This window comes from Leclercia sp. EC_58 (assembly GCF_019584355.1).
Taxonomy (GTDB): Bacteria; Pseudomonadota; Gammaproteobacteria; order Enterobacterales; family Enterobacteriaceae; genus Enterobacter.
The window spans coordinates 2,138,259-2,163,719 of record NZ_VDAM01000001.1 but is presented as its reverse complement, the minus strand read 5'-3'; the positions used below and the strand labels follow the sequence as shown (position 1 = coordinate 2,163,719).

Sequence of the window (25,461 nt, the reverse complement as noted above, 5' to 3'; positions counted from 1 at the left end):
GGTTTAAACCTTAAAAAGGCCGCATATGCGGCCTTTTTTTCAGCAATTAAAAATCATAAAATTAGCTTATTGAGGGTTTATATATTTAATGTAACCCTTAAACGGCTTATCATATTTAACCTGGTTCTATTACAGAAATTCTCAATTTTTTGCGTCACGTCTTAGGTATTAAGAGTATTCCTGGTGTTTTTTGATTTTAAACGTCCGGGCCTATGATTTTAAGTATGGCCGGAAAATCACACAGGGGGATAAGTAAAGAGCTGTATCAGGATAAAACAATATATAACATAGCGACCGCCAGAGCCTGTAAAATGCTGCGTAATTGTAATTTTTCGTAATAGCGCGGTGAAATCCTGATTAGAGTAGATTATAGTTAAAGCAAGAGGCATAACAGTAGTCATTGACACTGAGTCAGTTGTACCCTTCCCGACAACGATGTTCGGTGAGTAAAAAATCACTCAAAAAGGGGATGCGCTATGGACGAATACTCGCCCAAAAGGCAAGATATTGCACAGTTGAAATTCCTTTGTGAATCCCTGTACCATGACTGCCTGACCAATCTCGATGAAAGCAACCATGGCTGGGTAAATGACCCTACTTCTGCCATTAATTTGCAGTTAAACGAGTTGATTGAGCATATTGCTACCTTCGCGCTTAATTATAAAATTAAGTATAACGAAGATAATAAGTTGATTGAGCAGATTGACGAATACCTGGATGACACTTTTATGTTATTCAGCAGCTACGGCATTAACGCACAGGATTTACAAAAATGGCGTAAATCGGGCAATCGGCTTTTTCGTTGTTTTGTCAATGCGAGTAGAGCTAATCCGTTAGTTTCTCCGGTTAAAATTATTACAAACAATTAGGTGAATTTATGTCTGATAAACCATTAACCAAGACTGATTATTTGATGCGTTTGCGACGCTGTCAGTCCATTGACACCCTGGAACGCGTCATTGAAAAAAATAAATACGAGCTTTCTGATAATGAGCTTGCGGTATTCTATTCAGCAGCCGATCATCGTCTGGCTGAACTTACGATGAATAAGCTGTACGATAAAATCCCAACCGCTGTATGGAAGTTTGTACGCTGATTGTCTCTCACAACTGTCAGAGATAAAGACTCTACTTTCAGATGTTTCATCCTTTGCGTAACAGGCCGTTCTTCATTGCTGGGCTAGCGCCATCGCCGGGGAAACATTGCGTTGTACTGAACAGCCAGCCATCTCATCCCACCCGCCCTTTCCTGGTAACTGTTATGATATTTCTTAGCATAACTGTTACTGTCCACAAACATTGTGGTCACTTAAAATATACGGATCCTTCGTATTAAGTTGAATTCAGAAAGGGCAGAAGATGACCGAGATACAACGCCTGCTTACCGAAACCATTGATGATCTCAATGTTCGCGAAAAGCGTGACAACAAGCCGCGCTTCAGCATCAGCTTTATTCGCAAACATCCAGGTCTGTTTGTCGCCATGTATGCGGCGTGGCTTGCTACGCTGGTGGTGATGCTGCAATCCGAAACGCTGATTGGTTCCGTCTGGTTGCTGGTTGTCTTGTTCATCGTCTTTAACGCTTTCTTCTTCTTTGACGTTAATCCGCGTTATCGCTATGAAGATATTGATGTGCTTGATTTCCGGGTCTGCTACAACGGTGAGTGGTACAACACGCGCTTTGTGCCTCCTCAGCTGATCGAAAATATTCTGCATTCCCCTAACGTCGATTCGCAGCAAAAAGAGAAACTGCAGAAGATGATCGCCACGAAAGGCGAGCTCTCTTTCTACGATGTCTTCACCCTCTCCCGCGTAGCCGCCTGACCCCGGCTCTGGCCTGCCGCCGACATCAGCGGCAGGCATCTTTATCCCGCTTAACGTCTCTTCTTACGCCCCTGCACCGCCTTAAAGCGCGGATTAGATTTACAAATGACATATAGCCGCCCTTTACGCTTCACAATCTGACAATCAGGATGGCGTTGTTTAGCGCTGCGCAATGAATTCAGAACCTGCATGTCTACCTCAATATGATTTGTTATAACATAACAATTAGCATATCCGAGTAGAGGTGCAAAAACAACCTGCGCCTGTAACGATCGTCGGGTTTTCGCTCTGTGAAAAAGTCACTTAAAATGGTATTTAATTCAGTGTCTCAATTGCTGAATGAATTCACTCTCAACAGCGTGCTATAACACTACACTTTAACGGCTTTTTCGTTTTAATGTCATCGGCTTGGGCGCCCTATACCGGCGTTATAAAAGGAAACAGGAGCATGACAACCCGACACCTGGTCAGTGTGGTTACCTGTGTACTCATCATTGCTGTCCTTGCTCCTGTCTGCCTGAGCATCTGGCTGGCACACCGCAATGCAGAAGATAAGTTTGTCGATGATCTGAATAGTTACTCTTCGCGCGTGCAGATACGTACCGACAGAGTGATTAGCCAGGCGGAATCCGCTCTGAAGGAGATGCACGCTTTTAACGGAACACCCTGTACTTACGAACATGCGATGGCGATGCGCCGCGCCTCCTTTTCCTGGCGCTACATTCAGGAAGTCCTTTACGTTGAGGATCTGAAACCGCGCTGCTCGTCGCTGGAACAAGTGAGCCATGCCGCCCCGTTTCCGCCAGCATTGCGCATCACCTCCGATGGCTACCGGGCCTGGGTCACCTCACATAACGATCTGGGCCTCGACCGCTATATGGCTGCGATTGGCACAGAGCACTACATTGTCATGATCGATCCGGCCTCGCTGATCGATGTGATCCCCTTTGGCTCATGGCCGATCGACGTCGCCCTGGTGGGGCTTCGCCGCAATATCGTTTTTGCCAGCAGCAACAAGCTGGATATGCAGGTGTTCCACGAAATGCAGCGCAATGGCCGCGCGAATTTCCAGCATAACGGCGTGATGTACAACCGGCACGACGTATCTGACCTGGGCTTCACCATTGTGGCGTGGTCCTCCCTGACTCCTTTGCAAAAGAGCTGGCACCACCAGCTTATTTTCTGGCTGCCTTTTGGCGTCCTGATCAGTCTGCTGACGGCCTGGTTTATATTGCGCGTGTTACGCCGTCTGCAATCGCCCCGGTATCGTTTAATGGATGCGATTAATGCGAGGGAATTCCAGGTTCATTTCCAACCGATTGTGAATCTGAACAGCGGCAGACTCACCGGTGCGGAGGCCCTCGCACGCTGGCCGCAGCCGGACGGCAGCTATCTGTCACCCGATATTTTTGTCTCCCTGGCGGAACAGACGGGCCTGACCAACCAGTTGACGACATTTATTATTGAAAAAGTGTTTGAGGATATGGGCGAATGGTTACGCCAGCATCCGGGCCACCATATCTCGATAAACCTGGCGCCGGAGGATTTGATCTCGGGTACCGTGCTCCCGCTGCTGAGCCGCCTGCTGAATCAGTGGCAACTGCACCCTTCGCAGATTGCGCTGGAGCTCACCGAGCGCGGGTTCGCCGATCCCGCGGTCAGCGCCCCGGCCATTGCCGCATTCCGACGTGCCGGGCACTCTGTCTATATTGATGATTTCGGAACGGGTTACTCCAGCCTCAGTTACCTGCAGGATCTGGATGTCGATACGCTAAAAATTGATAAGTCGTTTGTGGATGCGCTGGAATATAAAAATGTCACCTCGCACATCATAGAAATGGCCAAGTCGCTCGATCTGGACATGGTGGCAGAAGGTATTGAAACCGAAGGCCAGCTGGCATGGCTTCGACGCCACGGTGTGCAGTACGGCCAGGGCTGGTTTTACAGCAAGGCGCTGCCAAAAGAGGCGTTTATCCAGTGGGCGGAAACGAATCTTGATCCCGAAAGCCACGCTTAACGCCCGGCGGGAAGCGCCGCCGGGCGTCACGCTTATTCGTCCAGAAGCGGCGAGAAGCCGCCATAAATCATGCGCTTACCATCAAAAGGCATGGCTTCGCCAAATTCTTTCATTCGGGGATCGTTCATCATCTTCCGGTTCGCTTCGTCGCGCACCTCTCTGGAAGGATATTCAATCCAGCTGAAGACCACTTCTTCGTTCTCTTCCGCCTTCACCGCCAGGCGAAAGTCCGTTAATTTGCCGTCGGGTACGTCATCTGCCCAACACTCTACAATACGCAGCGCGCCAAACTCTTTAAACAGCGGCGCGGCTTTCGCCGCCAGCTCGCGATAAGCCTCCTTATTATCTGCGGGCACGGCAACCACAAAACCGTCGACATACTTCATCAGATAAACCTCAGAAGTGAATGTGCGGCCACGTGGTGTGGCCGCATCAGCGATTAAGTTTAGTTCTGTTGCCAGCTAAAGGCGTAACGCACCTTTTTCACCTGCAGGATAAACTCCGGAGAGACGCTTGGGCTCCAGGAGTCATCGCCCCCAACGCCCATATGGAACGCGTCGAGGTTCAGCCAGCAGCCGGGCTCCTCACGTAACAGATGGTGATGCGAGGTCTCGCGCAGCTGCGTCTGACTGTAGCGGCTTACCGAGAAGTGAAAATCACCCTCCAGCTGATGCTGCCCTACATTCAGTTGACGCGTATCGCAGCGCAGGCCGTTATCGGTCGGGAAAATGTAGGGAGTGTGCAGCTCAGCAAGCGGCAGTTCCCAGCGTCCCTGACGGGCAGCGAGCTTGCGATCCGGGTAGTTCTCATGGGGCCCGAGACCCTGCCAGCTTACGGTCTGCGGCGTCTGCGCCAGCTGGCAGCTCAGCCCGATTCGGGCGGGCTCTGGCATATCACTCGCCACCTGCACCTCAACGTCGCCGTGCAGCACGCCCTGGCTATCGATGCGCCAGCATTTACGGCTCAGGAACAGCACCTGATTGTTGTGCTCCCAGGCGTGGAGCGTGGTGATCGTTACCCCCTGCGCCAGCTGCTCCTCCTCGCATTGCAGCAAACGCGGCGTCAAGCTGTACATCCCTGCCGCCTTCCAGCGTTCCACCCAGGCATTCGGATCGATGCGGGTCACTTCGCTGACGCCGATATCGTTATCCAGCGGGGCGCGGGTAAAGTTATCGGTCAGCGGCGAAAGTAACGTCGGCACGCCGTCGCGCCACCATTGCGTCAGGTTGCCGCTGGTGCGATCAAACTGCCAGCGCTGCTGCTGATGGGTTATGACCAGCGCATCATCTTCACGGATCAGCTGTGGAATAGTCCCGGCAGCCTTTGGCGTCGCGATGCATAACGGCGCTGGCAAGGGCCATTGTTCCCAGGCGCAAAGATGGTTTTCAGCGGACCACGGCGTGGCGGCAGGCTGAATAACCTCAACGTTCAGCCACAGTTCGCCCGGCGCAGATGCCCACTGCGGCAGCACGATCTCCAGCCGTTGCGTCCCTTGTGGCGGAATGTCCAGCGCCACAACGTCGGTGGCCAGCACGTCGCCATCGCGCATCACCGACCAGCGTAACTGCTCGTTGTCCGTGGTGCGGAAGAGATAATCGCTCTGCACCTCCACCACCAGCGGGGAGTGGCTTTGCAGGGTAAAGGTGAAGAACTGCTGCGCGCGCTGGGCCTCATAGAGGGCCGGATGCGGCGTGCGATCGGGGAAGACCAGCCCATTCAGACAGAACTGTCTGTCATTCGGTTTATCACCAAAATCGCCACCGTAGGCCCAGAAAGGGTTGCCCTGTTCGTCATGCTTCGTCAGCGCCTGATCCACCCAGTCCCAGACGAAACCGCCCTGCAGACGAGGATGTTTGCGGAAGGCTTCCCAGTATTTAGCGAACCCGCCAAAGCTGTTACCCAGCGCGTGCGCATATTCGCAGAGGATCAGCGGACGCGTCTCATCCGGCATACCGATCCACTTTTTAAGGGACCATTTCGGGACCGCCGGGAAGGGTTGGTCCTGATCGACGCGGGCATACATCGGACAGACGATTTCGGTCGCCGCCGTATTCGCCCCACCGCCCTCATACTGCACCGGACGGCCAGGATCGGTGGTTTTCGCCCAGCGGTAAAGGGCGTCATGGTTGGCGCCATGACCGGATTCGTTGCCCAGAGACCAGATGATGATCGACGGGTGGTTACGATCGCGCTGCACCATGCGGGTGACGCGTTCGCTCATGGCAGGCAGCCAGCGCGGATCGTCAGCCAGGCGGCTCATCGGCACCATGCCGTGAGTTTCGATGTTGGCCTCATCCACCACATAGAGCCCATAGCGATCGCACAGGCGATACCAGAGCGGGTGGTTAGGGTAATGCGAGCAGCGCACGGCGTTAAAGTTGTGCTGCTTCATTAGCTCAATGTCGCGGCGCATAGTGGCTTCGTCCATTACCTGTCCGCGCTCAGGGTGATGTTCGTGACGGTTTACGCCACGGATCAGCAGCGGCTTGCCGTTGAGCTTCAACAGCCCGTTTGCGATCGCGACACGACGGAATCCCACATCACAGGCTTCAACGTCCAGGATCTGGCCCTGCGCGTCACGCAACACGAGGGTCAGCCGGTAAAGGGCGGGGATTTCCGCACTCCACAGCGCCGGGTTTTCCACCTTCAGAGAAATATTCACTCTCTCCTGCCAGCTTCCGCGCTCATCGACAACCGCAGAGCCCGGCTTGCCGATGGCGCTGGCGATACGCTCTCCGTCCCGCCACAGGTTAACGCTCACCTCGCAGCCTGCGTAGTCGTTCCCGCCGAGAATCAGCCCCAGCTGGAGCTGTGCGCGGTCATAATCGGCGTTCAGCTCCGTCACAACGTGATAGTCGGCGATATGGGTATCTGGCTTATGCAGCAGGGTAACGTCGCGGAAGATACCGCTCATCCGCCACATGTCCTGATCTTCGAGATAGCTGCCATCACACCAGCGCAGCACCATGACCGCCAACCGGTTGCTGCCTGACCGCAGAAACGCAGACACGTCAAACTCCGCAGGCAGACGGCTGTCCTGGGAGTAGCCCACCCACTGCCCGTTGCACCAGAGGTGAAAGGCGGAATTAACGCCGTCAAAGACCAGCCGCGTCTGGCCACTTTCCAGCCAGCTGGCGTCCATATCGAATGTGAGCGAGTAACAACCGGTCGGGTTCTCAGCCGGGACAAAGGGCGGATTCACCGCAATAGGATAAGTGACGTTGGTGTAGATCGGCGTATCAAAGCCCTGCATCTGCCAGTTGGAGGGAACGGGCATCACCACCGCATCCGCGCAATCCTCCTGCGTCCAGCTGTCGGGAACCTGCTCGGGTGCAGGAAAGAAGCTGAACTGCCAGTCACCGTTGAGCAAGCGGATGGCCGGGGTTGGCTCCTCATCCCGCGCGGCCTGCTCGTCACGCCAGCCGCTCAGCGGGACGTGGGCAGGAAGTCGGTTCCATTGGGTGACACCGGGATTTTCCCAGTCACGACGGGCAAGAAGTGTGCTGAGGGTCAGCGGAGCAGGATGGGACATAGTTACCTCTTTGCGAAGCGCTCACAATTTATGGCTACAATGCCCTGTCAGGGTGACAGGGTAAAGCGGGAGAGCGTCATGAAGCGATGGCGATCACAAAAGTGTTAACGACGCGCCAGCTGTTCGGCCAGCAGCGCCAGCGATTTAAGCTGACGGGCCAGATCGTCACTTCCCTGCGGGATCCCTTCCCGGGCGGTGGAGTGGCGCTCGATAAGCGTCACCGGCAGCCAGGTTTGCGTCGGGGCCGCATCGGTAGTGCCCTGTTGCGCCAGCAGCCACTCCACGCTGCGCAACCCCGCCTCACGAAACGCCTGACGAACCGTGGTCAGCGGCGGGGTAAACCACGCGCTGTCGGTGGTATCGTCAAAACCGACCACCGAGATCTGGCCCGGCACAGCAATGCCCTTTTCGGCACAGGCGCGCATCACGCCAAGGGCCATCTGATCGTTCGCCACCAGGATGCCCTGCGGGAGAGTCGCCCCGGCGAGCAGCTGATGGCCTTTTTCATAACCTGAAGCCGCGCTCCAGTCCCCTTCCGCAACCGCACACGGTGCCAGCCCCGCCTCGCCTAAGGCAGACAACCAGCCGGCAAGACGCGCCCGGGCAGAGACGGAACTTTGCGGCCCGCCAAGCAGGGCGATCCGCTGATGGCCCAGCCCCAGCAGATGTTGCGCCCCCAGAGTGGCCCCTTGCCCGGCATCAAACACCAGGCTGTGTACCCGGGCGTCAGGGGAGACATCCAGAAACAGTACCGGGACCGGAAGGGCCTGCGCCTGCAGGCTTTCTGCCTGCGCGTCTTCAAGCGGCACGTTGACCAGCAGTCCTTCCACGCGCTGGGCCAGCAGCTCCTGCAGCGCCGCCATGCATTGCTGGGGATTTTCCACCATCGAGATCAGCACGCTCGCGCCGCGCTCGCCTGCCCGGGTCTTCACCGCCGAAGCAATTTGCGAAGGAGCATGCAGGGCCAGATCGGTGGTAATCAACCCCAGGGTACGGGTGCGTTTACCGGCCAACTGCTGGGCGCCGCGATTGGGAACATAGTGCAGCTCGGCCATCGCCTGCAGCACTTTCTCCCGGGTCCGGGCCGAGACGTGGGCCGCATCATTAATGACCCGTGAGACGGTTTGATAAGAGACGCCCGCGAGGCGGGCAACATCATAGAGCGTTATGGCTTTCATGCGCTTCGCATTGCAGTGACAGAGGTACCTATTCTGTCATAACGCCTGGCGTAAAGCATGTGAGCGCTTCGCAAAATCAGACAACGCGCTCAGGCTGCGGGGCTAGCGGGCGCGGTCTCTGACGAAACCACGGCAGACAGATCTGGATCAGCGGGCCGATGCTTAACGCATAGAGCACGGTACCGACACCAAAAGTGCCCCCCAGCAGACAGCCAGTCAGCAGAACTGAAATCTCAATCGCCGTGCGCACGCTGCGAACCGACCAGCCGGTGCGGGCGTTAATGCCGGTCATCAGGCCATCACGCGGCCCGGCGCCAAATCCGGCCCCGATATACATGCCGGTCGCCAACGCATTAACGATGACCGCGCTGACCAGCAATACGCAGCGGGCCATCAGCGAATCGATAGCCGGAATAAATGCCAGCGCGACATCGGCCGCCAGACCAATGGCAATCACGTTGCTGATGGTGCCGAGCCCCGGGCGCTGGCGCAGTGGGATCCACAGCAGAAGCACCAACACGCCGGTCAAAATGATGACGGTGCCAATATCCATTCCCAGCAGTTTTGCCACCCCCAGGTGGAAGACATTCCAGGGATCGGCCCCCAGATCCGCGCGTACAAACATCGCCGTTGACAGGCCATAGAGGCTTAATCCGACGTAAAGCTGAAGTAATCGACGTAACATGATCGCTCTCCGGTGGTTTCTGCTTTTATCATTGCCTGAAATGGCCCTATGATTAATGACCAGTTTTCAAAAAGTGGACTGCCTGTGTCATCACGTCGATTTGGAAGTCAGTCATTAGTGCGTCTGCTGGGTCACTGGCAGGAGAGCCCCTCCCGTACCCCGCTGTGGCGTCAGCTGGCCGATGCCCTGCGCCTGCTGATCCTGGACGGCAGGCTGGCGCTGGATACGCGTCTGCCGGGAGAGCGGGAGCTGGCTTTAACGCTGGAAGTCAGCCGGACCACCGTCAGCAGCGCCCTTGCCCATCTGCGGGATGAGGGCTACCTCGAAAGCCGACACGGCAGCGGATCGCGGGTGATCCTTCCCGACAGCCGCACGCCCCCTACCCGCGCCAACGCCAGTGCGGCGCTGGATCTCTCCACCGCCGCCCTGGGTGCCGGGCCGGAGATCCATCAGGCCTATACCCATGCCCTGACCGCCATGACGCAGCATCTGACGCAAACCGGCTATGACCAGCTGGGATTGCTGGCCCTGCGCGAAGCCATCGCCGCACGCTATACGGCGCGCGGCCTGCCGACCCGGGCAGAAGAGGTGATGGTGGTGAACGGCGCCGTCAGCGGGCTGGCGCTGGTACTGCGCATGTTCACCGGGCCAGGCGATCGGGTAGTGGTGGATCACCCCACTTACCCGCTGGCTATCGCGGCGATTCAGGGGGCATCCTGCCGCCCTGTCGGGGTGTCTTTGCCGCAGACCGGCTGGGATATTGACGGCTTTGCCGCCACCCTCGCCCAGACCGCGCCGCGCCTGGCTTATCTGATGCCGGATTTTCACAATCCCACGGGCCGCTGCATGGATGCGACGAGCCGGCAAGCTATCGCCGCCGTGGCTGCCCGGGCCCATACCCTGCTGGTCGTTGATGAAACCATGGTGGATCTCTGGTTCGATGCGCCTCCTCCACCGCCGCTGGCTGCCTTCTGCCCGAACGGCAATGTCATCACCCTCGGCTCGGCGGGAAAAAGTTTCTGGGGCGGCCTGCGTCTGGGCTGGATTCGCGCTCCGGCGCGCACCATCGCCACGCTGGCGCAAACGCGCGATACGCTCGATCTCGGCTCGCCGCTGCTGGAACAGCTGGCAACCCTGTGGTTGATTGAGCAGGGCGAAACCTTTTTACCTGCCCGACGGCAGATGCTGCGTGAGCGACGAGATGGCTGTGCCGCGCTACTGCGGGAGCATTTTCCCGACTGGCGCTTCCAGGTGCCGGAAGGGGGCTTATCCTACTGGGTGGAACTGCCGGATATGCTCGCCACTCAGCTGGCCACCCGCGCCGAAGCGGCGGGTATTCATCTGGGGACGGGGACGCGGTTCGGGCTTTCCGGGGCGTTTGACCGCTACCTGCGCATGCCCTTTTCACTGGAGCCAATGGCGCTGGAAAACGCGCTGGTGCGGATCAAGCCACTGTGGCTGGCGCTGATTAACGGTGGGCAAAACGTAAAACGTACGCTGGTGTGATCGCCTTTTCGCCGTGGGCGAGTGCAACGTTGATATTAATTACGGGAAAAAAGTGAGCGGGCGCACAAATAATCGCGCATAACGGGCAATTTAAAAATGTCTGACTGTAGTTGTTACAGTCAGACATTTTCAGCATGGGAGGTCAGTGTTGAGCAGGAATAGGAAAACCTTTCAGAGAAATAACAAAACTATCGCCTTCTTTCTTTATTTTTGCGCCGGTATCACACCAGTCAGACGCAATTCGAAAGAACTCATCACTGCCAACGTCCCAGCCCAGGCGGACATGTTTGACATAGCCAGAGCGCAGAAGCGTGCAGGCTTCGGAGTAGCTGCTGGCGGTTGATTGTTGATGTTGTTTCATTTTTTCTTCTTCAGAATTTTTCTTAATGCTTTGATTTCTTTAGGAGTAAATGGAGCTACACTCTCTTCTTCCGTATGCTGATTGTCGATATCCTCCTCCGTCACTCCCGCCTCATCTGCTACAGCAAATGCCATCTGCAACAGCTTCTCAGTGGTAACGCTGAGATTCTCATTATTCACTTCGGCATAATGACGAAGTTTCTCTTTCAGCGCTTCGTCAATTTTTACATTCAGGACTGCAGTCGTCATCGTTTTTACATCCCTGGCTATTTTTTCTTAAATTAATACACGAAGTTAACATTATTATCCAGATATATATTCTCTGCTTATACATCATAAAAATGTCACACTTACCCTGCAGAAAATTTATGACAGAATAATGACAGCTATGTTTCAGTATGATGACAATTTGCGAAATATACAGGTCAGTTTAAAAATATATAATATGCATATTGTTATTAGGGATAATAGCGCTGATGGGATTTGAAGAGATGCAGAGGAGAGCAGAAATGGGTGGGGGCCCTGCCAGCTACATCCCGGCACACACGTCGTCTGCCCTGGCTGCTTCCTTCCGGACCTGACCTGGTGAACAGAGTAGCGTTGCGGGAGAACCAACAGAGCCCCCATTGAGAGCGTTGTTAACCAACGCGCTGGCGCATTATCACTGTACGGGATAGCAATTGCAAGTTAACCGCGTCCGGGTGATGTTTTATTGCGCAAAGCGTTTACAGAGTGGGCGCTTTCTTCCTGTCTTGTCCGTAAATCTTTATCATGCCCTTAACACAGGAGCACAAAATGGACGAGCACGACTCTTTTCCCCAGCGGGTATGGCAGATAGTGGCCTCAATTCCCGAAGGCACGGTCACCACCTATGGCGAGGTGGCGCAGCTGGCGGGTTCTCCCCGTGCAGCGCGGCAGGTAGGCGGCGTGCTGAGAAGGCTGCCTGAAGGTAGCACCCTGCCCTGGCATCGGGTGGTCAACCGCCACGGGGCGATCTCCTTAACCGGGCCAGATTTACAGCGTCAGCGTCAGGCCTTACTCAGCGAAGGTGTGCAGGTGTCGGGAAGTGGGCAAATTGATATGCAGCGTTATCGCTGGCGGTACTGAACTGCCCCTCTCAGACGAGAGGGGCATGAGGCATTAAAGCTGGGTTGGCGCCGGGGTAGCCGTAGAGGGGCTAACCTGGGTTGGTGACGTTGACGGCACCGTTGTCGGCGCACCGCCGCCAGGCTGCAGCGGCAGCGAGGTCTGCTGTACCGGCACCAGCACCAGATCGGCTTTGGTACCGCCCTGGTTGATCACCGGTTTAACGATATCGGTCATCAGGACAACCTTATCGTCGATAGTGATAGCTGCGCTAAGCAGAATGCGGGCGTTAGGCTGAACATCCGCTGGGTTAAACGGCAGTTCAAATTTAAATGGCGCCTGTTTACCCTCGGTACGCGTCGCCCGCTGCGCCAGAACCTTCGATGGCGAATCCGCCAGCGAGGCATCAGACAGGGTAACAGTTAACACTGCATCCGGCGGTAAAGCCACCTTCTGGCGGATCCAGATTGTACCTGAGACATTTGGCTGCTGAATGGTCGGCTGCGTCGCTACGCCAGCAGTGTTAGGGTTCGGCGCTGGCGTCTGAATGTCTGCGCTTTTGTCCGCGCAGGCAGAGAGAGCAACCGCTACCGCTAAACCACTTAACATGTGCACGAGTTTCATTGAGTTCTCCTTATCATCAATGCACCAGCGGGATCGATACCGCCAGATGAGTGGTTAACATAAAGATAACGAGACTAAGTGTGGCACAGATCAATTATTTATGCCTGGAATCCCCCTGTTATTCAGATTATTGCACCCATCGGACCACTTGCATTTCTGCGTTATACTCTGCGTATCTTTCGCCACGGTGTATTAATTGAGGACGACTATGAGTCAGGCACTAAGCAATCTGCTGACATTATTAAACCTGGAAAAAATTGAAGAAGGACTCTTTCGGGGACAAAGCGAAGATCTGGGATTACGCCAGGTTTTCGGCGGCCAGGTTGTGGGACAAGCCCTCTACGCTGCTAAAGAGACCGTACCTCAGGAGCGCTTTGTGCACTCCTTTCACAGCTATTTTCTGCGCCCTGGCGACAGCCAGAAACCGATCGTGTATGACGTCGAAGTCCTGCGCGACGGCACCAGTTTCAGCGCCCGCCGCGTGGCGGCGGTGCAAAACGGCAAGCCAATCTTTTACATGACCGCCTCATTCCAGGCGCCGGAGCCGGGCTATGAGCATCAGAAAGCGATGCCCCCTGCCCCCGCACCCGACGCGTTGCGTTCGGAGACGGACATTGCCCGTGCGCTGGCGCATCTGCTGCCTCCGCAGGTTAAAGAGAAGTTTCTTTGCGATAAACCGCTGGAGATCCGCCCGGTTGAGTTCCATAACCCAATGAAGGGTCATATCGCCGAGCCTGCCCGTCAGGTCTGGATCCGCGCCAACGGCGCGATGCCGGAAGATTTCCGCGTGCATCAATATCTGCTCGGTTATGCCTCCGACTTCAACTTCCTGCCGGTTGCCCTGCAACCGCACGGTGTGGGCTTCCTTGAGAAAGGGATGCAGGTTGCCACCATCGACCATTCGATGTGGTTCCACCGTCCGTTTAATATGAATGAGTGGCTGCTGTACAGCGTGGAAAGTACCTCGGCGTCGAGCGCTCGCGGGTTTGTTCGTGGTGAGTTTTATACCCAGGATGGCGTGCTGGTGGCCTCCACCGTGCAGGAAGGGGTGATGCGCAACCGCGGCTGATATGAAAAAGCCGGGTGGCGGCTTCGCCTTACCCGGCCTACAAAAGCACAATCCGTAAGCCCGGTAAGCAAAGCGCCACCGGGCAATACTTTAACTTTATGCGTTGTATGCGTTCTCGCCGTGGCTGTTGACGTCCAGACCTTCGCGCTCCTGCTCCTCCGGTACGCGCAGCCCCACCGTCATGTCCGCCAGTTTGTAGCCGATAAAGGCCACCACACCCGACCAGACCACCGTGATGGCGATACTTTCCAGCTGAACCAGAACCTGATGGCCCATGGTCACGCCTTCCGCATAACCCACGCCGCCAAGGGATGTTGAGGCAAAGAAGCCGGTCATGATGCAGCCGATGATGCCGCACACGCCATGCACGCCAAAGACATCACACGGGTCGTCCACACGCAGAACACGTTTCAGCGCCGTTACGCCCCACAGACCGGCCAGACCCGCCACGATACCGATGATCAGCGCGCCACCGACACCGACGAAGCCACAGGCCGGGGTGATGCCCACCAGACCGGCAATGGCACCGGAACAGGCACCCAGCAGCGAAGGCTTACCGCGTACCGCCCACTCGCCAAAGATCCAGGAGAGGATAGCGCCCGCTGTCGCCACAACGGTATTCACGAAGGCCAGCGCCGCGATTTCATTTGCTGCGCTTGCGGAGCCAGCGTTAAAGCCAAACCAGCCGAAGTAGAGGATCGCGGTGCCGGTAAAGACCATCGGCAGGTTGTGCGGTTTGAACGCCTCTTTGCCAAAACCGACGCGTTTGCCGATCAGGTAAGCCCCCACCAGCCCCGCTACCGCGGCGTTGATATGCACAACGGTACCGCCCGCAAAGTCCAGCGCGCCATGAGAAGCCAGCAAGCCTCCGCCCCAGACCATATGCGCCACCGGCACGTAGGAGAGCGTGAGCCACACCACCACGAAGATCAACACGGCGGAGAAGCGGATACGTTCCGCCAGCGCCCCGACAATCAGCCCGACGGTGATACAGGCGAACGAGCCCTGGAACGCCACGTGGATGTACTGATAGAAGCTGCCCATGACCGCGGTCAGCTCGATATTTTTCAGCATCGCCCAGTTAAAGCTGCCGAAGAAGGCGTTGCCCTCCCCGAAGGCCAGCGAGTAGCCGTAAACCACCCACAGCACACAAACCAGCGCAAAGGTCACCGTCACCTGGGTGAGCATGGAGAGGACGTTTTTGCCGCGGATCAGGCCGCCGTAGAAGAGTGCGATCCCCGGAATGGTCATAAACAGCACCAGCGCGGTGCAAATCATCATAAAGGCGTTATCGGCTTTGTCTGCTACCGCGGGTGCAGCCATTGCCAGCCCCGGCAACAGCGCCAGAGACCCCAGACCTGCTTTAAGTGTTGTTGTGTTCATTTTCTCGATCCCTATCACTGTGTGCCTGCTGTTTTACAGTGCCGCTTCGTCGGCTTCGCCTGTACGAATGCGAATAACGCGTTGCAGCTCAGCAACGAAAATTTTGCCGTCGCCAATTTTGCCGGTGTAGGCTGCTTTGCTAATCACGTCGATGACTTCATCCAGCTGATCGTCGGCAATCGCCACGTCAATCTTCACCTTTGGCAGGAAGTTAACGCTATATTCCGCGCCACGGTAGAGCTCCGCATGCCCCTTCTGTCGACCAAAGCCTTTCACCTCGGTGACGGTCAGCCCTTGAATACCCATTGAAGAGAGTGCTTCACGCACGTCTTCGAGCTTGAATGGTTTGATTACCACGGTAACCAGCTTCATATATCCCCTCCAGTCAGAATTCGGTTTTGGCGAGCTAACGAAGGAGGTATTGCAAGGGGTGTGCCAAAATTGAAAAGGGCGTGAATACGAGGCATCGCGATAAGATGGCGAAAAAAAACGCACCATGACAGTGCAAGGTGCGTTTCATTTTTGCACCAACCGATTCAGCGGCTGGCAGGTTGCTTAATTTTAGTGCATCAGGCGCTGAGGGACTCCTCCCGCGCGCTGGCGGCCAGCTCTTCGCCAGCGAGCTGCAGTTGATACATTTGCCAGTAACGCCCTTTCGCCTCAAGCAGTTGCTTATGGGTGCCGCGCTCAACCGCCTGGCCGCGATGAAGCACCAGAATGGTATCTGCCTCAACAATGGTCGACAGACGGTGGGCAATCACCACCAGGGTGGTGTGCTCGCGTACCGCCGCCAGCGCCTGCTGGATAGCCTGCTCGGTGCCGGAATCGATGCTGGCGGTGGCTTCATCGAGGATCAGCACCTGCGGTGTATCGATCAACACCCGGGCCAGGGCTAATAGCTGCTTTTGTCCCACTGACAGATTGTTACCCTGCTCGCCCAGCCGGGTATGGATACCGTCGTGCAGGCCGCGGGCCAGCTCCGCCAGCTGTACTTTCTCCAGCACGTCCCACACCTGTTCTTCGCTAAAGGGCCGCCCCAGCGTCACGTTGGCATAGAAGGTGTCGGCCAGGACCACCGGATCCTGCTGCACCATCGCCACCCCTTTACGCAACACGGCGTGGCTCAGGGTCGACAGCGGGCGCCCATCCAGACGAATTTCACCTTCGGTGAGCGGGTAGTAGCCCATCAGCAGGCTGGCGAGGGTACTTTTACCGCTGCCGGTATGCCCCACCAGCGCGACAAAGCTTCGGGACGGCACCGTCAGGTTGATGTCCTGCAATACCAGACGATCGTCGCGATAGGCAAAGGAGACATCATCAAATTCAATCGCCCCGCTTTGCAGCGCGCGCTCGTCATCGCCATAGGCCTGGCGCGGGCGATCCATCAGCTCAAAGACGCGCTCACCGGCGACCACCGCCTGCTGCAACATCGACTGCTGGGTAGTGAGTTCAATCAGCGGCTCATTAAGACGGCCCAGATAGCTGATAAAGGCATACAGCACTCCCACTTCGATGGTGCCACGGGCGGCAAAGCCAAACTGCATCAGCAACCCGCACAGCACCAGCGCCGAAAAGAGGCTTAACAGCGGGCGCAGCAGGAAACCGTCCAGACGCAGGGTCTGCATGCGGGCCATGTAGTGTGAGCGGCTGGCCTCGCCCATCCGCTCGCCAAAGCGCGCCTGCTGACGGAACTGCTGAATCACGCTCATGCCATTGATGACCTCGTTAAAGCCATCGTTGATATCCGCCAGATAGGTCCGCACCCGGCGCACAATCGGTGTGCTGTAGCGCTGGTAGATGATCATCACAATCATCACCGCCGGGAAAATCGCCATCGCCACCAGCGCCATGCGCCACTCCAGGCTGAACATCGCCACCAGCATGGCACCCACCAGCGCCGCGCTGCGTAGCACCGTCGCCACCACCGTGACATAGAGATCGCGGATCACTTCCGTATCGTTAGTCACGCGGGAGATAATCTGCCCGACAGGCTGGGTATCGAATGCGCTCAGCGGCTGGCGCAGCGCGGCGTCCATCACGTCGGTGCGCAACTGCTGCACCACCCCGACGGCAGCCTGGTTAAAGAGCAGCGACTGGGCATAGTGCAGCCCCGCCGCCAGCAACTGTAGCCCGACATAGGCCACCGCCAGCCCGGTAACTAAACCGAGCGGCAGATAGTTTTTCGCCACCATGTTGTCGATGAAATAGCTGATCAGTAGCGGCCCGGTCACTTCGGCTATCGCCGCAACCCACAATAGCACCACCGCCAGCGTCAGCGGCTTACGCCACGGCGAGCCATACGCCAGCAGGCGCTTCAGGGTAGGCCACAGCTGGGAAAAACTACGCATCGGCGGCCTCCTCGTCCGTTTCCGGCACCTCATCAAGTGCCGCTTCCAGTTGTTGATAACGGTACATATCGCGATACCAGCCCGGCTGTTCCGCCAGCTGCTCATGCTGCCCGCGCTGGGCAATGTGCCCGTGCTGCATCACCAGAATTTCGCTCGCCTCGGTCAGGGCCGAGAGACGATGGGCGCTGATGATCACCGTGCGCCCTTCCCCCCACTGGCGCAGGTTATGCAGGATCTGGTGTTCGGTGCGGCCATCGACGGCGGAGAGGGCATCGTCGAGGATCAGGATCTCGGCATTCAGCAGCAGCGCGCGGGCGATGGAGATACGCTGCTTCTGCCCGCCCGACAGCATCACGCCGCGTTCGCCCACTTCGGTTTCATAACCCTGGGGCAGGCGCAGGATATCCTCATGCACGCTGGCAAGACGGGCGACATGTTCGATCTCTTCGCGTGTGGCGTGCGGACAGCCCAGCGCAATATTGTTGGCAACGGTATCGGAGAAGAGGAACGGCGTCTGGCTCACCACCGCAAGGCGGCTGCGCCAGCTATCCAGCCGCAGCTGCGGGAGCGGAATATCGTGGAAGCGGATCTCACCCTGAGGGATATCGAAGTGACGCTGGATCAGCGACAAAATTGTGCTCTTTCCGGCGCCTGTTGGGCCGCAGATGCCCAGCATCTGCCCCGGTTGCAGCGTAAAGTGGACGTTTTCGAGCGTCACCTGTTCCGTCTGCGGATAGCTAAAGGCGCGGACGGCGACATTCAGCTCGCCGCGTCCGTTTGGTACTGTCTCGCTACCGTCGTTGACCACCGGCGCTTCGGCGAGCATGGCGCGGATCCGGCTGTAGGCCGCGCTGCCGCGCTCGACAATGTTGAACATCCAGGCCAGGGCCAGCATCGGCCAGATCATCAGCCCCAGATACATGGCAAAGCTGGTCAGCTGCCCGAGGGTCAGCGAGCCGTTAATCACCATCCAGCTCCCGCCGCCAATGGCCAGCAGGTTAGCGGTGCCGATGGCGATATAAATCGTGGGATCAAAACGGGCGTCAATCCGGGCGACGCGCAGGTTTTTAGCCCCGGTATCCGCCGCGTCGGCGGCAAACAGCGCAGACTGACGATCCTCCAGGCCAAAGGCTTTGATCATCCGGATACTGGTCAGGCTCTCCTGAGTACGGTCGTTAAGAGAGGAGAAGGCCGCCTGCGCCAGCTTGAAGCGCTGGTGAAGCTGGTCGCCGTAGCGTTTGATCGCCAGGGCCATCAGCGGCATCGGCAGCAGCGCCAGCAGGGTTAACTGCCAGCTGATTTGGGTCGACATGACGATCAGCACCGCGCAGCCCATCACCAGCGAGTCCACGAGGGTCAATACCCCTTCCCCGGCGGCAAAGACCACGCGATCCACGTCATTGGTGGCGCGGGCAATCAGGTCGCCGGTGCGGTGACGCAGATAAAACTCCGGATGCTGGCGGCTGAGCTGGCGGTAAAAATCTTCCCGCAGCTCGACGGCAAGCTGGTATGACGCACCAAATAACAGCACGCGCCAGACATAGCGCAGCAGGTAGACCACCACCGCCGTCAGGACCAGCGTGCCGATCCACATCATCACCCGTGCGGTGGTGTAATGCTGTTCCGTAACGCCATCCACAACGTAGCCCACCACTTTTGGCGGGATGAGCTGCAGAATGGCAATAATAATAAGCAGGGCGACTGCACCGAGGTAGCGTTGCCACTCCCGGCGAAAGTACCAGCTTAACTGAGCAAATAATCGCACGCGGTCTTTTCCTGAGGATTGTATTCCGGGTTATTCAATGGGTAAGGCGGTGGTGTATTTTATCTGTTCCATCGCAAAGCTGGAGGTGACATCCGACAGACCCGGCACGCTGTTGACCAGCCGTTTATAGAAGTCATCATAGCGCTTCATGTCTGCTACCTGTACGCGCATCAGGTAGTCATATTCGCCCGCCATGCGCCAGAAGCCCAGCACTTCCGGCATCTGTGAGACCACGCTGACGAATCCGCAGTACCAGTCGCTACTGTGGTGCTGCGTTTTTATCAGCACAAACGCGGTCAGGCCAAGCCCCAGTTTTTCGGGATCGAGCAGCGCCACACGCCCCAGCAATATGCCTTCGTCTTCGAGCCGTTTCAGGCGTTTCCAGCAGGGCGTGGTGGTCAGATTAACGGCATCCGCCAGCGCCTGCAAAGAGAGGGTGCAGTCGCTTTGCAGTAAGGAGAGCAGCTTACGGTCAATTTTATCTAGCATAACCACCCCGCAGAGAAAATTTTTCTCCTTACATTCTATTTTAAAGGCAAGATAGCAACAATTTTTTCTGTGCTTTTCGCTATGCTGGGCACAAAATGACAAATGGATAACTTCGATGAATAGCACCTGGGTCAAAAACGCCATCAGTGAAATTAACGCTGATTATCAGCGCTCGGCGGACACTCACCTTATTCGCCTTGCCCTGCCCGGTTTTCCGGGTATCCAGCTCTATCTGAAAGATGAAAGTACCCACCCCACCGGCAGCCTGAAGCACCGTCTGGCGCGCTCGCTGTTCCTTTACGGGCTGTGTAACGGCTGGATCAATGAAGGCACCACCATCATTGAATCTTCCTCCGGTTCCACCGCCGTCTCTGAGGCCTATTTCGCCCGCCTGCTCGGCCTGCCGTTTATCGCCGTCATGCCATCCTGTACGGCAAAACGCAAAATCGAACAGATCGAATTTTACGGCGGGCGCTGTCACTTTGTGGAAAGCGCCTGTGAAATTTATGCCGCCTCAGAGATGCTGGCTCGGGAGCTGAACGGCCACTATATGGACCAGTTTACCTTCGCAGAGCGGGCCACCGACTGGCGCGGCAATAACAACATTGCCGACAGTATCTTCCGCCAGATGCAGAATGAGCCCCACCCGGTGCCGGCCCATATCGTGATGAGCGCGGGTACCGGCGGCACCTCGGCCACTATTGGCCGCTATATTCGCTGCCAGGGTTACGATACCCGTCTTATGGTCGTGGATCCGCAGAACTCTGTATTCCTGGATTACTGGCAGCAGCGCGATCCTGCTCTGCGCAGCCCGGTGGGGAGCAAAATCGAAGGGATTGGCCGCCCGCGCGTCGAACCGTCGTTTATCCCGGACGTGGTGGACGAGATGCTCCGCGTGCCGGATGCCGCGAGCGTCGCCACCGCCCTCTGGCTGGAAACGCAGCTGGGCCGCAAGGTGGGGGCCTCAACCGGCACCAACATGTGGGGGGCGTTACAGCTGGCTGCGCGGATGCGTGAAGCTGGGCAAACCGGCTCTGTCGTGACGCTGCTGTGCGACAGCGGTGAGCGCTATCTGGAGACCTATTACAATGCCGAATGGGTGAAAGCGAATATTGGCGATGTGGCGCCCTGGCTGGCGGAGATTGCCCGGCTGGTAAAATAAAAAAAAGCCAGACGTTCGTCTGGCTTGCTGGAAGGGTCTCACTATTCGGGGGAATAAGGAAGATCAGGTGTATCCAGCCAATGGGTTAAGAAGTGGGACACGGCCTCGTTGCGGCAGTGTCCAATAACCGGTAAATGCGCCAGCTCGGCGATCAGCTGTGGCATCGCATTGCCCATAATCAGGCCGCGTCCCACGCTGCCCAGCATCTCGCGATCGTTCATCGCATCGCCAAACGCCATACACTCCTGCAGGCTCAGACCCAGATGTTCGCTCAGCACCGCCAGCGCGGAGCCTTTGTTGCACCCTACCGGCAGTACCTCCAGACAATCTGTGGCCGAGAAGGTGAGATGCGCGCGGCTGCCTAGCGCCTCGTTGAGCTGAATGCGCAGGCGGCACAGATCGTCATGATCGCCGCAGAAACAGATTTTGGTCACCGCATGGGCCGGTATACGGCGCAGATCGGTCAGCTGATACTGGAAGCCGCTGTAGACATGCGCTTCGAGCAGCGCCGGGATTTCCTTGCCTGTCAGCCAGCCGGTATCGTTAAAAACGTGAATGCTGGCTTGGGTATCCCATGTGCTGTGCAGCACCTGTTCTGCTACATCCGGGGCGAGATCCTGGCGATAAAGCACATCCCCTTCCAGAGAGTGAATGCGTGTGCCGTTGCCGGTAATCAAAAAGGCGTCGAGGGAGAGCGCCCCCATTAAATGGCGCATCTCCAGCACATGACGGCCCGTGGCGAAGGTGAGCGTAATATCGCGCTCACGCAGCCGCTTAAGCACGCTTAGCGTCTTATCACCTAAACGGTGATCCGGCATTAACAAGGTGCCGTCCATATCAAATGCCGCCAGCCGCGCCATGGGAACTCCAAAAATGTGAAGAGGTAACTTGTGCAACAGTATTGCCTGGTATATACGGAAGTAATACTGAATAGATGGAAATTATTGTTCCGGGTTTACGATGCGCCAGCTTAATCGACTTAATCAGTACCAGCGACTGTGGCAGCCCTCTGCCGGTGCGCCACAGCAGGTCAGCGTGGCAGAGCTGGCGAGCCGCTGTTTTTGCAGTGAACGGCACGTCCGCACCCTGCTGCGCCAGGCGCAAGAGGCGGGCTGGCTAAGCTGGCATGCGCAGTCCGGCCGCGGAAAGCGCGGCGAGCTACGTTTTTACGTCACGCCGGAATCGTTACGTAACGCGATGATGGAAGAAGCGCTGAAAAGCGGGCATCAGCAGAATGCCCTGGCGCTGGCCCAGCTAGCCCCCCAGGCGCTGCGCGCGCTGCTGCATCCTTTTCTGGGCGGGCAGTGGCAGAATGACACGCCGACGCTGCGCATTCCCTATTACCGTCCACTCGATCCGCTCCAGCCTGGTTTTCTGCCGGGCCGCGCTGAACAGCATCTTGTAGGACAGATCTTTTCCGGACTGACCCGGTTCGACGATACCCGCAGCGAACCCGTGGGCGATCTGGCGCATCACTGGGAGATCTCGGCCGACGGGCTGCGCTGGCATTTCTACATTCGCTCCACGCTGCACTGGCACAATGGGGATAAAGTCGAGGCGGCCCAGCTCCAGAACCAGCTGGCGAAGCTACTTACCCTGCCCGCGCTGCGCAAGCTGTTTAACAGCGTGAGGCAAATTGAGGTCACCCATCCTCAGTGCCTGACCTTCGTACTACATCAGCCGGATTACTGGCTGGCGCACCGCCTGGCAAGCTACTGCAGCCGTCTCGCCCACCCAGAAGAGCCTCTGACGGGGAGCGGGCCGTTTCGGCTGGCGATCTTCGAGGCGGATCTGGTCCGGCTGGAAAGCCACGAGCAGTACCATCTCGGGCATCCGCTACTGAAAGCGATTGAATACTGGATCACGCCTCAGCTTTTTGACCAGGATTCAGGCACCAGCTTTCGCCATCCGGCGCAGATTGCCATCGGTGAGCCGGAGGAGCTTGCCAGCCTGCGGCCGGTCAGTAACAGCATCAGCCTCGGTTTTTGTTACCTCACGCTGAAACAGAGCGACCGTTTAAGCGAGGCGCAGGCCCGCAGGCTGATCGACATTATTCATCACACGTCGCTGCTGCATACCCTGCCGCTGGACGAAAACCTCATCACGCCCACCCAGGAGTTGCTGCCGGGCTGGTCAATCCCGCAGTGGACGCGGGAAGAGGAGGCCGTTCTGCCGGATACGCTCACCCTGCTTTATCACCTGCCGGTGGAGTTGCATACCATGGCGGAACAGCTGAAACGCTATCTGGCGCAGGAAGGGTGTCAGCTCAGAGTGATGTTTCATGATGCTAAAACGTGGGATGGCTGCACTGCCCTGGCGGAGGCGGATATCATGATGGGGGACAGGTTAATTGGCGAGGCGCCAGAGTACACCCTGGAGCAGTGGTTGCGCTGCGATGCCCTGTGGCCTTATCTGCTCAGCGCGCCGGAATTTGCGCACCTGATGGCGACCCTGGATGCCGTTCAGACCCAGCCCGACCCATCTGCCCGCCATCTGGCGCTGAAAGAGGTTTACTCCCGTCTGATGGCGCGTGGCGTGCTGACGCCGCTGTTCAACTATCAGTACCAAATCAGCGCCCCGCCGGGGGTAAACGGCATCCGCCTGAATCCGCGCGGCTGGTTTGACTTTACCGAGGCCTGGCTGCCTGCGCCGAAAACGTGAAGAAGCTGGTCGCCGCCACGGGCAGACGTTACCATAGGTTTTTAACCGTCAAAGTTGGGAAGATTAATGAAACGTGCCGTTGTCGTGTTCAGTGGAGGTCAGGACTCCACGACCTGTCTGGTTCAGGCTCTGCAGCAATATGATGAAGTCCATTGTGTGACTTTTGACTATGGTCAGCGCCATAGCGAAGAGATTGAGGTCGCGCAGAAACTGGCGGTGAAACTCGGCGCACGGGCGCATAAGGTGCTGGATGTCACCCTGCTCAACGAACTGGCGGTAAGCAGCCTCACCCGGGACAGCATTCCGGTGCCGGACTACGAACCGGATGCCGAGGGGATCCCGAATACCTTCGTACCGGGGCGTAATATCCTCTTCCTGACCCTGACGGCCATCTATGCTTACCAGGTGAAAGCCGAGGCAATCATTACCGGCGTGTGCGAAACCGATTTTTCCGGCTACCCGGACTGCCGCGACGAGTTTGTTAAAGCCCTCAACCACGCCGTGAACCTTGGCATGGCCAAAGATATCCGCTTCGAAACGCCGCTGATGTGGCTCGATAAAGCCGAAACCTGGGCGCTGGCCGACTACTGGGGCAAGCTGGATCTGGTGCGTAACGAAACGCTCACCTGCTACAACGGCATTCAGGGCGATGGTTGCGGCCAGTGCGCCGCCTGTAACCTGCGCGCCAACGGTCTGAATCACTATCTGGCGGATAAAGCCGGGGTGATGGCGGCCCTGAAAAAGAAAACCGGTCTTAACTAATTCGGGCCAGTCTGCCGGGTGAAGGCTCCGCTTCGCCCGGCATCAGAAGCAGGGTTATTTGATTAACAGCTCCAGCTTCTCACGTAACTCCCCCTCCAGCGGCAGCGCTTTCTGCGTTTTCAGATCGATGCAGACAAAGGTAATTAACGCATCTGCCACCACCTGTCCTTCCGGCTCCAGGGTGATCACCTGACTCAATACTCCACTTTTCCCGTTTAACTGCTGTAGCTGGCTGGTCACGGTGAGTAGATCGCTGAGCACTGCGGGACGGCGATAGTTGATATTGATGTTCGCCACCACAAAAGCGATACGGTGTGCGGTCATCCATTGAAAACTGTCGCTGTTTTCCAGTCCATCCCAGCGCGCCTCTTCGAGGAACTCCAGATAACGGGCGTTATTAACGTGTTGGTAAACATCCAGGTGGTAGCCGCGAACTTTGATTTGGGTCTGCATAGCGCAATAGCCTTCAGGGTAGTTAATTATAAGATTCAGAGGTCATAACTGGTACGACCTCTTTATCCTGGCAAATTTTTGCCACTGTGCAAGTTATTACAGCATCAGATGCGCAAGATTACGTTCCACCAGCGCCCCACCCATACCCGGAACCTGCCGGAGATCGTCCAGGGTTTTAAACGGACCGTACTCTTCGCGGTAACTGACGATCGCCTGGGCTTTCTTTATCCCTACGCCATTCATCACCTTTGCCAGCTCCTCTGCCGATGCAGAATTAATGCTGACCCGCACCCCTTCCTCTTCGCCATTATTGCTGCTCGCGACGGCTTTCGACTGCGGTGACGACGTGGCGGAGGCCGACGGCTCAGATTTGCTTTGTGTGACCTGCGTTTTCGCGACCGAGGGTGCCGCCAGCGCGCTCTGGCTCAACCCCGCCGTTACGATGGCAAGCGTGACAAAAAGGGCTTTGATTCCATGTTTCATGCTGTTTTCTCCTTGTTTGTTGACAGCCCCCTTACCTTATTCGGGCCGCTTTTCAGGAACAAACAGCAGATTGCA

At 57.0% G+C, this 25,461-nt stretch carries 26 protein-coding genes and 1 other RNA gene; 10 read left to right on the top strand and 17 right to left on the bottom strand.

The window, feature by feature from the left end; all coding sequences use genetic code 11:
• Positions 1 to 476 precede the first annotated feature (476 nt).
• The 3 genes from tomB to FHC51_RS10495 all read left to right on the top strand — a co-directional run bounded on the left by tomB (position 477) and on the right by FHC51_RS10495 (position 1,823).
• A complete protein-coding gene (gene tomB, locus FHC51_RS10505) occupies positions 477 to 869 on the top strand; it encodes an Hha toxicity modulator TomB (RefSeq protein ID WP_103824066.1) in 393 nt (130 codons plus the stop codon).
• 8 nt (positions 870 to 877) lie between these two features.
• Entirely contained in the window at positions 878 to 1,096 is a 219-nt protein-coding gene (locus tag FHC51_RS10500; RefSeq protein ID WP_032616864.1) for an HHA domain-containing protein, read from the top strand.
• A gap of 262 nt (positions 1,097 to 1,358) precedes the next feature.
• Entirely contained in the window at positions 1,359 to 1,823 is a 465-nt protein-coding gene (locus tag FHC51_RS10495; protein ID WP_220435465.1) for a YlaC family protein, read from the top strand.
• Positions 1,824 to 1,873: 50 nt separating this feature from the next.
• On the opposite strand, the gene ykgO is transcribed toward FHC51_RS10495, so the two are convergent.
• Positions 1,874 to 2,014, bottom strand: coding sequence for a type B 50S ribosomal protein L36 (gene ykgO / locus FHC51_RS10490; protein ID WP_003859006.1), 141 nt, complete (start codon positions 2,012 to 2,014; stop codon positions 1,874 to 1,876).
• Between the two features lie 257 nt (positions 2,015 to 2,271).
• On the opposite strand from ykgO, the gene FHC51_RS10485 reads away from it, so the two are divergent.
• Complete coding sequence (locus FHC51_RS10485; protein ID WP_220435464.1) at positions 2,272 to 3,840, top strand: EAL domain-containing protein; 1,569 nt, start codon at positions 2,272 to 2,274, stop codon at positions 3,838 to 3,840.
• Between the two features lie 32 nt (positions 3,841 to 3,872).
• Here the strand turns inward: FHC51_RS10485 and FHC51_RS10480 are convergent, their stop codons facing one another.
• The 4 genes from FHC51_RS10480 to FHC51_RS10465 form a co-directional block, all read right to left on the bottom strand.
• Positions 3,873 to 4,226 (bottom strand): DUF1428 domain-containing protein, encoded by a 354-nt coding sequence (locus FHC51_RS10480; protein ID WP_220435463.1) that lies wholly within the window; start codon positions 4,224 to 4,226, stop codon positions 3,873 to 3,875.
• 59 nt (positions 4,227 to 4,285) lie between these two features.
• Positions 4,286 to 7,372: a beta-galactosidase gene (locus tag FHC51_RS10475; protein WP_220435462.1), complete on the bottom strand. Its 3,087-nt coding sequence runs from the start codon at positions 7,370 to 7,372 to the stop codon at positions 4,286 to 4,288.
• A 104-nt stretch (positions 7,373 to 7,476) separates the two neighbouring features.
• A complete protein-coding gene (locus FHC51_RS10470) occupies positions 7,477 to 8,550 on the bottom strand; it encodes a LacI family DNA-binding transcriptional regulator (protein ID WP_220435461.1) in 1,074 nt (357 codons plus the stop codon).
• Between the two features lie 76 nt (positions 8,551 to 8,626).
• Positions 8,627 to 9,235, bottom strand: coding sequence for a YitT family protein (locus FHC51_RS10465; protein WP_103824060.1), 609 nt, complete (start codon positions 9,233 to 9,235; stop codon positions 8,627 to 8,629).
• A gap of 84 nt (positions 9,236 to 9,319) precedes the next feature.
• Here FHC51_RS10465 and FHC51_RS10460 point away from each other — a divergent pair, with 84 nt between their 5' ends.
• Entirely contained in the window at positions 9,320 to 10,741 is a 1,422-nt protein-coding gene (locus FHC51_RS10460) for a PLP-dependent aminotransferase family protein (RefSeq protein WP_220435460.1), read from the top strand.
• A gap of 142 nt (positions 10,742 to 10,883) precedes the next feature.
• On the opposite strand, the gene FHC51_RS10455 is transcribed toward FHC51_RS10460, so the two are convergent.
• The 3 genes from FHC51_RS10455 to ffs all read right to left on the bottom strand — a co-directional run bounded on the left by FHC51_RS10455 (position 10,884) and on the right by ffs (position 11,718).
• Positions 10,884 to 11,102, bottom strand: coding sequence for a hypothetical protein (locus tag FHC51_RS10455; protein ID WP_032616855.1), 219 nt, complete (start codon positions 11,100 to 11,102; stop codon positions 10,884 to 10,886).
• A complete protein-coding gene (locus tag FHC51_RS10450) occupies positions 11,099 to 11,350 on the bottom strand; it encodes a hypothetical protein (RefSeq protein ID WP_039032396.1) in 252 nt (83 codons plus the stop codon). The genes FHC51_RS10455 and FHC51_RS10450 overlap by 4 nt, the downstream gene beginning before the upstream one ends.
• Positions 11,351 to 11,621: 271 nt before the next feature.
• An RNA gene (ffs, locus tag FHC51_RS10445) (signal recognition particle sRNA small type) lies at positions 11,622 to 11,718 on the bottom strand.
• A gap of 154 nt (positions 11,719 to 11,872) precedes the next feature.
• Between ffs and FHC51_RS10440 the strand changes: the two genes are divergently transcribed.
• Positions 11,873 to 12,208 carry an MGMT family protein gene (locus tag FHC51_RS10440; RefSeq protein WP_168194659.1) on the top strand — a complete coding sequence of 112 codons (336 nt, stop codon included), beginning with the start codon at positions 11,873 to 11,875 and terminating at the stop codon, positions 12,206 to 12,208.
• A gap of 33 nt (positions 12,209 to 12,241) precedes the next feature.
• On the opposite strand, the gene FHC51_RS10435 is transcribed toward FHC51_RS10440, so the two are convergent.
• Positions 12,242 to 12,811, bottom strand: coding sequence for a YbaY family lipoprotein (locus FHC51_RS10435; RefSeq protein ID WP_103178495.1), 570 nt, complete (start codon positions 12,809 to 12,811; stop codon positions 12,242 to 12,244).
• Positions 12,812 to 13,019: 208 nt separating this feature from the next.
• On the opposite strand from FHC51_RS10435, the gene tesB reads away from it, so the two are divergent.
• Positions 13,020 to 13,880: an acyl-CoA thioesterase II gene (gene tesB, locus FHC51_RS10430; RefSeq protein ID WP_103178494.1), complete on the top strand. Its 861-nt coding sequence runs from the start codon at positions 13,020 to 13,022 to the stop codon at positions 13,878 to 13,880.
• 96 nt (positions 13,881 to 13,976) lie between these two features.
• Here tesB and amtB read toward each other — a convergent pair whose 3' ends face one another.
• The 5 genes from amtB to FHC51_RS10405 all read right to left on the bottom strand — a co-directional run bounded on the left by amtB (position 13,977) and on the right by FHC51_RS10405 (position 19,865).
• Positions 13,977 to 15,263 carry an ammonium transporter AmtB gene (gene amtB, locus FHC51_RS10425; RefSeq protein ID WP_032616850.1) on the bottom strand — a complete coding sequence of 429 codons (1,287 nt, stop codon included), beginning with the start codon at positions 15,261 to 15,263 and terminating at the stop codon, positions 13,977 to 13,979.
• A 33-nt stretch (positions 15,264 to 15,296) separates the two neighbouring features.
• Entirely contained in the window at positions 15,297 to 15,635 is a 339-nt protein-coding gene (gene glnK, locus FHC51_RS10420) for a P-II family nitrogen regulator (RefSeq protein WP_032616849.1), read from the bottom strand.
• Between the two features lie 197 nt (positions 15,636 to 15,832).
• Complete coding sequence (locus FHC51_RS10415) at positions 15,833 to 17,611, bottom strand: SmdB family multidrug efflux ABC transporter permease/ATP-binding protein (protein WP_220435459.1); 1,779 nt, start codon at positions 17,609 to 17,611, stop codon at positions 15,833 to 15,835.
• Entirely contained in the window at positions 17,604 to 19,376 is a 1,773-nt protein-coding gene (locus tag FHC51_RS10410; RefSeq protein ID WP_220435458.1) for a SmdA family multidrug ABC transporter permease/ATP-binding protein, read from the bottom strand. Before FHC51_RS10410 ends, FHC51_RS10415 begins: the two co-directional genes overlap by 8 nt.
• Before the next feature lie 30 nt (positions 19,377 to 19,406).
• Complete coding sequence (locus tag FHC51_RS10405) at positions 19,407 to 19,865, bottom strand: Lrp/AsnC family transcriptional regulator (protein ID WP_168194496.1); 459 nt, start codon at positions 19,863 to 19,865, stop codon at positions 19,407 to 19,409.
• A 115-nt stretch (positions 19,866 to 19,980) separates the two neighbouring features.
• Between FHC51_RS10405 and FHC51_RS10400 the strand changes: the two genes are divergently transcribed.
• Positions 19,981 to 21,027, top strand: a complete 1,047-nt coding sequence (locus FHC51_RS10400; protein ID WP_220435457.1) for a PLP-dependent cysteine synthase family protein — start codon at positions 19,981 to 19,983, stop codon at positions 21,025 to 21,027.
• Between the two features lie 41 nt (positions 21,028 to 21,068).
• On the opposite strand, the gene cof is transcribed toward FHC51_RS10400, so the two are convergent.
• Entirely contained in the window at positions 21,069 to 21,887 is an 819-nt protein-coding gene (gene cof / locus FHC51_RS10395; protein WP_220435456.1) for an HMP-PP phosphatase, read from the bottom strand.
• 100 nt (positions 21,888 to 21,987) lie between these two features.
• Here cof and FHC51_RS10390 point away from each other — a divergent pair, with 100 nt between their 5' ends.
• Positions 21,988 to 23,688 carry an SgrR family transcriptional regulator gene (locus FHC51_RS10390; RefSeq protein WP_220435455.1) on the top strand — a complete coding sequence of 567 codons (1,701 nt, stop codon included), beginning with the start codon at positions 21,988 to 21,990 and terminating at the stop codon, positions 23,686 to 23,688.
• A 66-nt stretch (positions 23,689 to 23,754) separates the two neighbouring features.
• Positions 23,755 to 24,450 carry a 7-cyano-7-deazaguanine synthase QueC gene (queC, locus tag FHC51_RS10385; RefSeq protein WP_103824048.1) on the top strand — a complete coding sequence of 232 codons (696 nt, stop codon included), beginning with the start codon at positions 23,755 to 23,757 and terminating at the stop codon, positions 24,448 to 24,450.
• Positions 24,451 to 24,504: 54 nt separating this feature from the next.
• Here queC and FHC51_RS10380 read toward each other — a convergent pair whose 3' ends face one another.
• Together FHC51_RS10380 and FHC51_RS10375 are read right to left on the bottom strand one after the other, a co-directional pair.
• On the bottom strand, positions 24,505 to 24,903 hold the full coding sequence (locus tag FHC51_RS10380; protein WP_039032384.1) for a YbgC/FadM family acyl-CoA thioesterase: 399 nt from the start codon (positions 24,901 to 24,903) through the stop codon (positions 24,505 to 24,507).
• A gap of 96 nt (positions 24,904 to 24,999) precedes the next feature.
• Positions 25,000 to 25,386, bottom strand: a complete 387-nt coding sequence (locus tag FHC51_RS10375) for a helix-hairpin-helix domain-containing protein (RefSeq protein WP_114387780.1) — start codon at positions 25,384 to 25,386, stop codon at positions 25,000 to 25,002.
• Between the last annotated feature and the right edge of the window lie 75 nt (positions 25,387 to 25,461).

Coding starts and splice junctions, on each gene's coding strand:
- queC (WP_103824048.1), top strand. CDS start 23,755: ATGAAACGTGCCGTTGTCGTGTTCAGTGGAGGTCAGGACTCCACGACC.
- cof (WP_220435456.1), bottom strand. CDS start 21,887: ATGGCGCGGCTGGCGGCATTTGATATGGACGGCACCTTGTTAATGCCG.
- FHC51_RS10470 (WP_220435461.1), bottom strand. CDS start 8,550: ATGAAAGCCATAACGCTCTATGATGTTGCCCGCCTCGCGGGCGTCTCT.
- FHC51_RS10405 (WP_168194496.1), bottom strand. CDS start 19,865: ATGCTAGATAAAATTGACCGTAAGCTGCTCTCCTTACTGCAAAGCGAC.
- FHC51_RS10380 (WP_039032384.1), bottom strand. CDS start 24,903: ATGCAGACCCAAATCAAAGTTCGCGGCTACCACCTGGATGTTTACCAA.
- FHC51_RS10400 (WP_220435457.1), top strand. CDS start 19,981: ATGAATAGCACCTGGGTCAAAAACGCCATCAGTGAAATTAACGCTGAT.
- FHC51_RS10485 (WP_220435464.1), top strand. CDS start 2,272: ATGACAACCCGACACCTGGTCAGTGTGGTTACCTGTGTACTCATCATT.
- amtB (WP_032616850.1), bottom strand. CDS start 15,263: ATGAACACAACAACACTTAAAGCAGGTCTGGGGTCTCTGGCGCTGTTG.
- ykgO (WP_003859006.1), bottom strand. CDS start 2,014: ATGCAGGTTCTGAATTCATTGCGCAGCGCTAAACAACGCCATCCTGAT.
- FHC51_RS10415 (WP_220435459.1), bottom strand. CDS start 17,611: ATGCGTAGTTTTTCCCAGCTGTGGCCTACCCTGAAGCGCCTGCTGGCG.
- FHC51_RS10480 (WP_220435463.1), bottom strand. CDS start 4,226: ATGAAGTATGTCGACGGTTTTGTGGTTGCCGTGCCCGCAGATAATAAG.
- FHC51_RS10465 (WP_103824060.1), bottom strand. CDS start 9,235: ATGTTACGTCGATTACTTCAGCTTTACGTCGGATTAAGCCTCTATGGC.
- glnK (WP_032616849.1), bottom strand. CDS start 15,635: ATGAAGCTGGTTACCGTGGTAATCAAACCATTCAAGCTCGAAGACGTG.
- FHC51_RS10450 (WP_039032396.1), bottom strand. CDS start 11,350: ATGACGACTGCAGTCCTGAATGTAAAAATTGACGAAGCGCTGAAAGAG.
- FHC51_RS10500 (WP_032616864.1), top strand. CDS start 878: ATGTCTGATAAACCATTAACCAAGACTGATTATTTGATGCGTTTGCGA.
- FHC51_RS10455 (WP_032616855.1), bottom strand. CDS start 11,102: ATGAAACAACATCAACAATCAACCGCCAGCAGCTACTCCGAAGCCTGC.
- FHC51_RS10495 (WP_220435465.1), top strand. CDS start 1,359: ATGACCGAGATACAACGCCTGCTTACCGAAACCATTGATGATCTCAAT.
- FHC51_RS10475 (WP_220435462.1), bottom strand. CDS start 7,372: ATGTCCCATCCTGCTCCGCTGACCCTCAGCACACTTCTTGCCCGTCGT.
- FHC51_RS10390 (WP_220435455.1), top strand. CDS start 21,988: ATGCGCCAGCTTAATCGACTTAATCAGTACCAGCGACTGTGGCAGCCC.
- FHC51_RS10435 (WP_103178495.1), bottom strand. CDS start 12,811: ATGAAACTCGTGCACATGTTAAGTGGTTTAGCGGTAGCGGTTGCTCTC.
- tomB (WP_103824066.1), top strand. CDS start 477: ATGGACGAATACTCGCCCAAAAGGCAAGATATTGCACAGTTGAAATTC.
- FHC51_RS10375 (WP_114387780.1), bottom strand. CDS start 25,386: ATGAAACATGGAATCAAAGCCCTTTTTGTCACGCTTGCCATCGTAACG.
- tesB (WP_103178494.1), top strand. CDS start 13,020: ATGAGTCAGGCACTAAGCAATCTGCTGACATTATTAAACCTGGAAAAA.
- FHC51_RS10440 (WP_168194659.1), top strand. CDS start 11,873: ATGCCCTTAACACAGGAGCACAAAATGGACGAGCACGACTCTTTTCCC.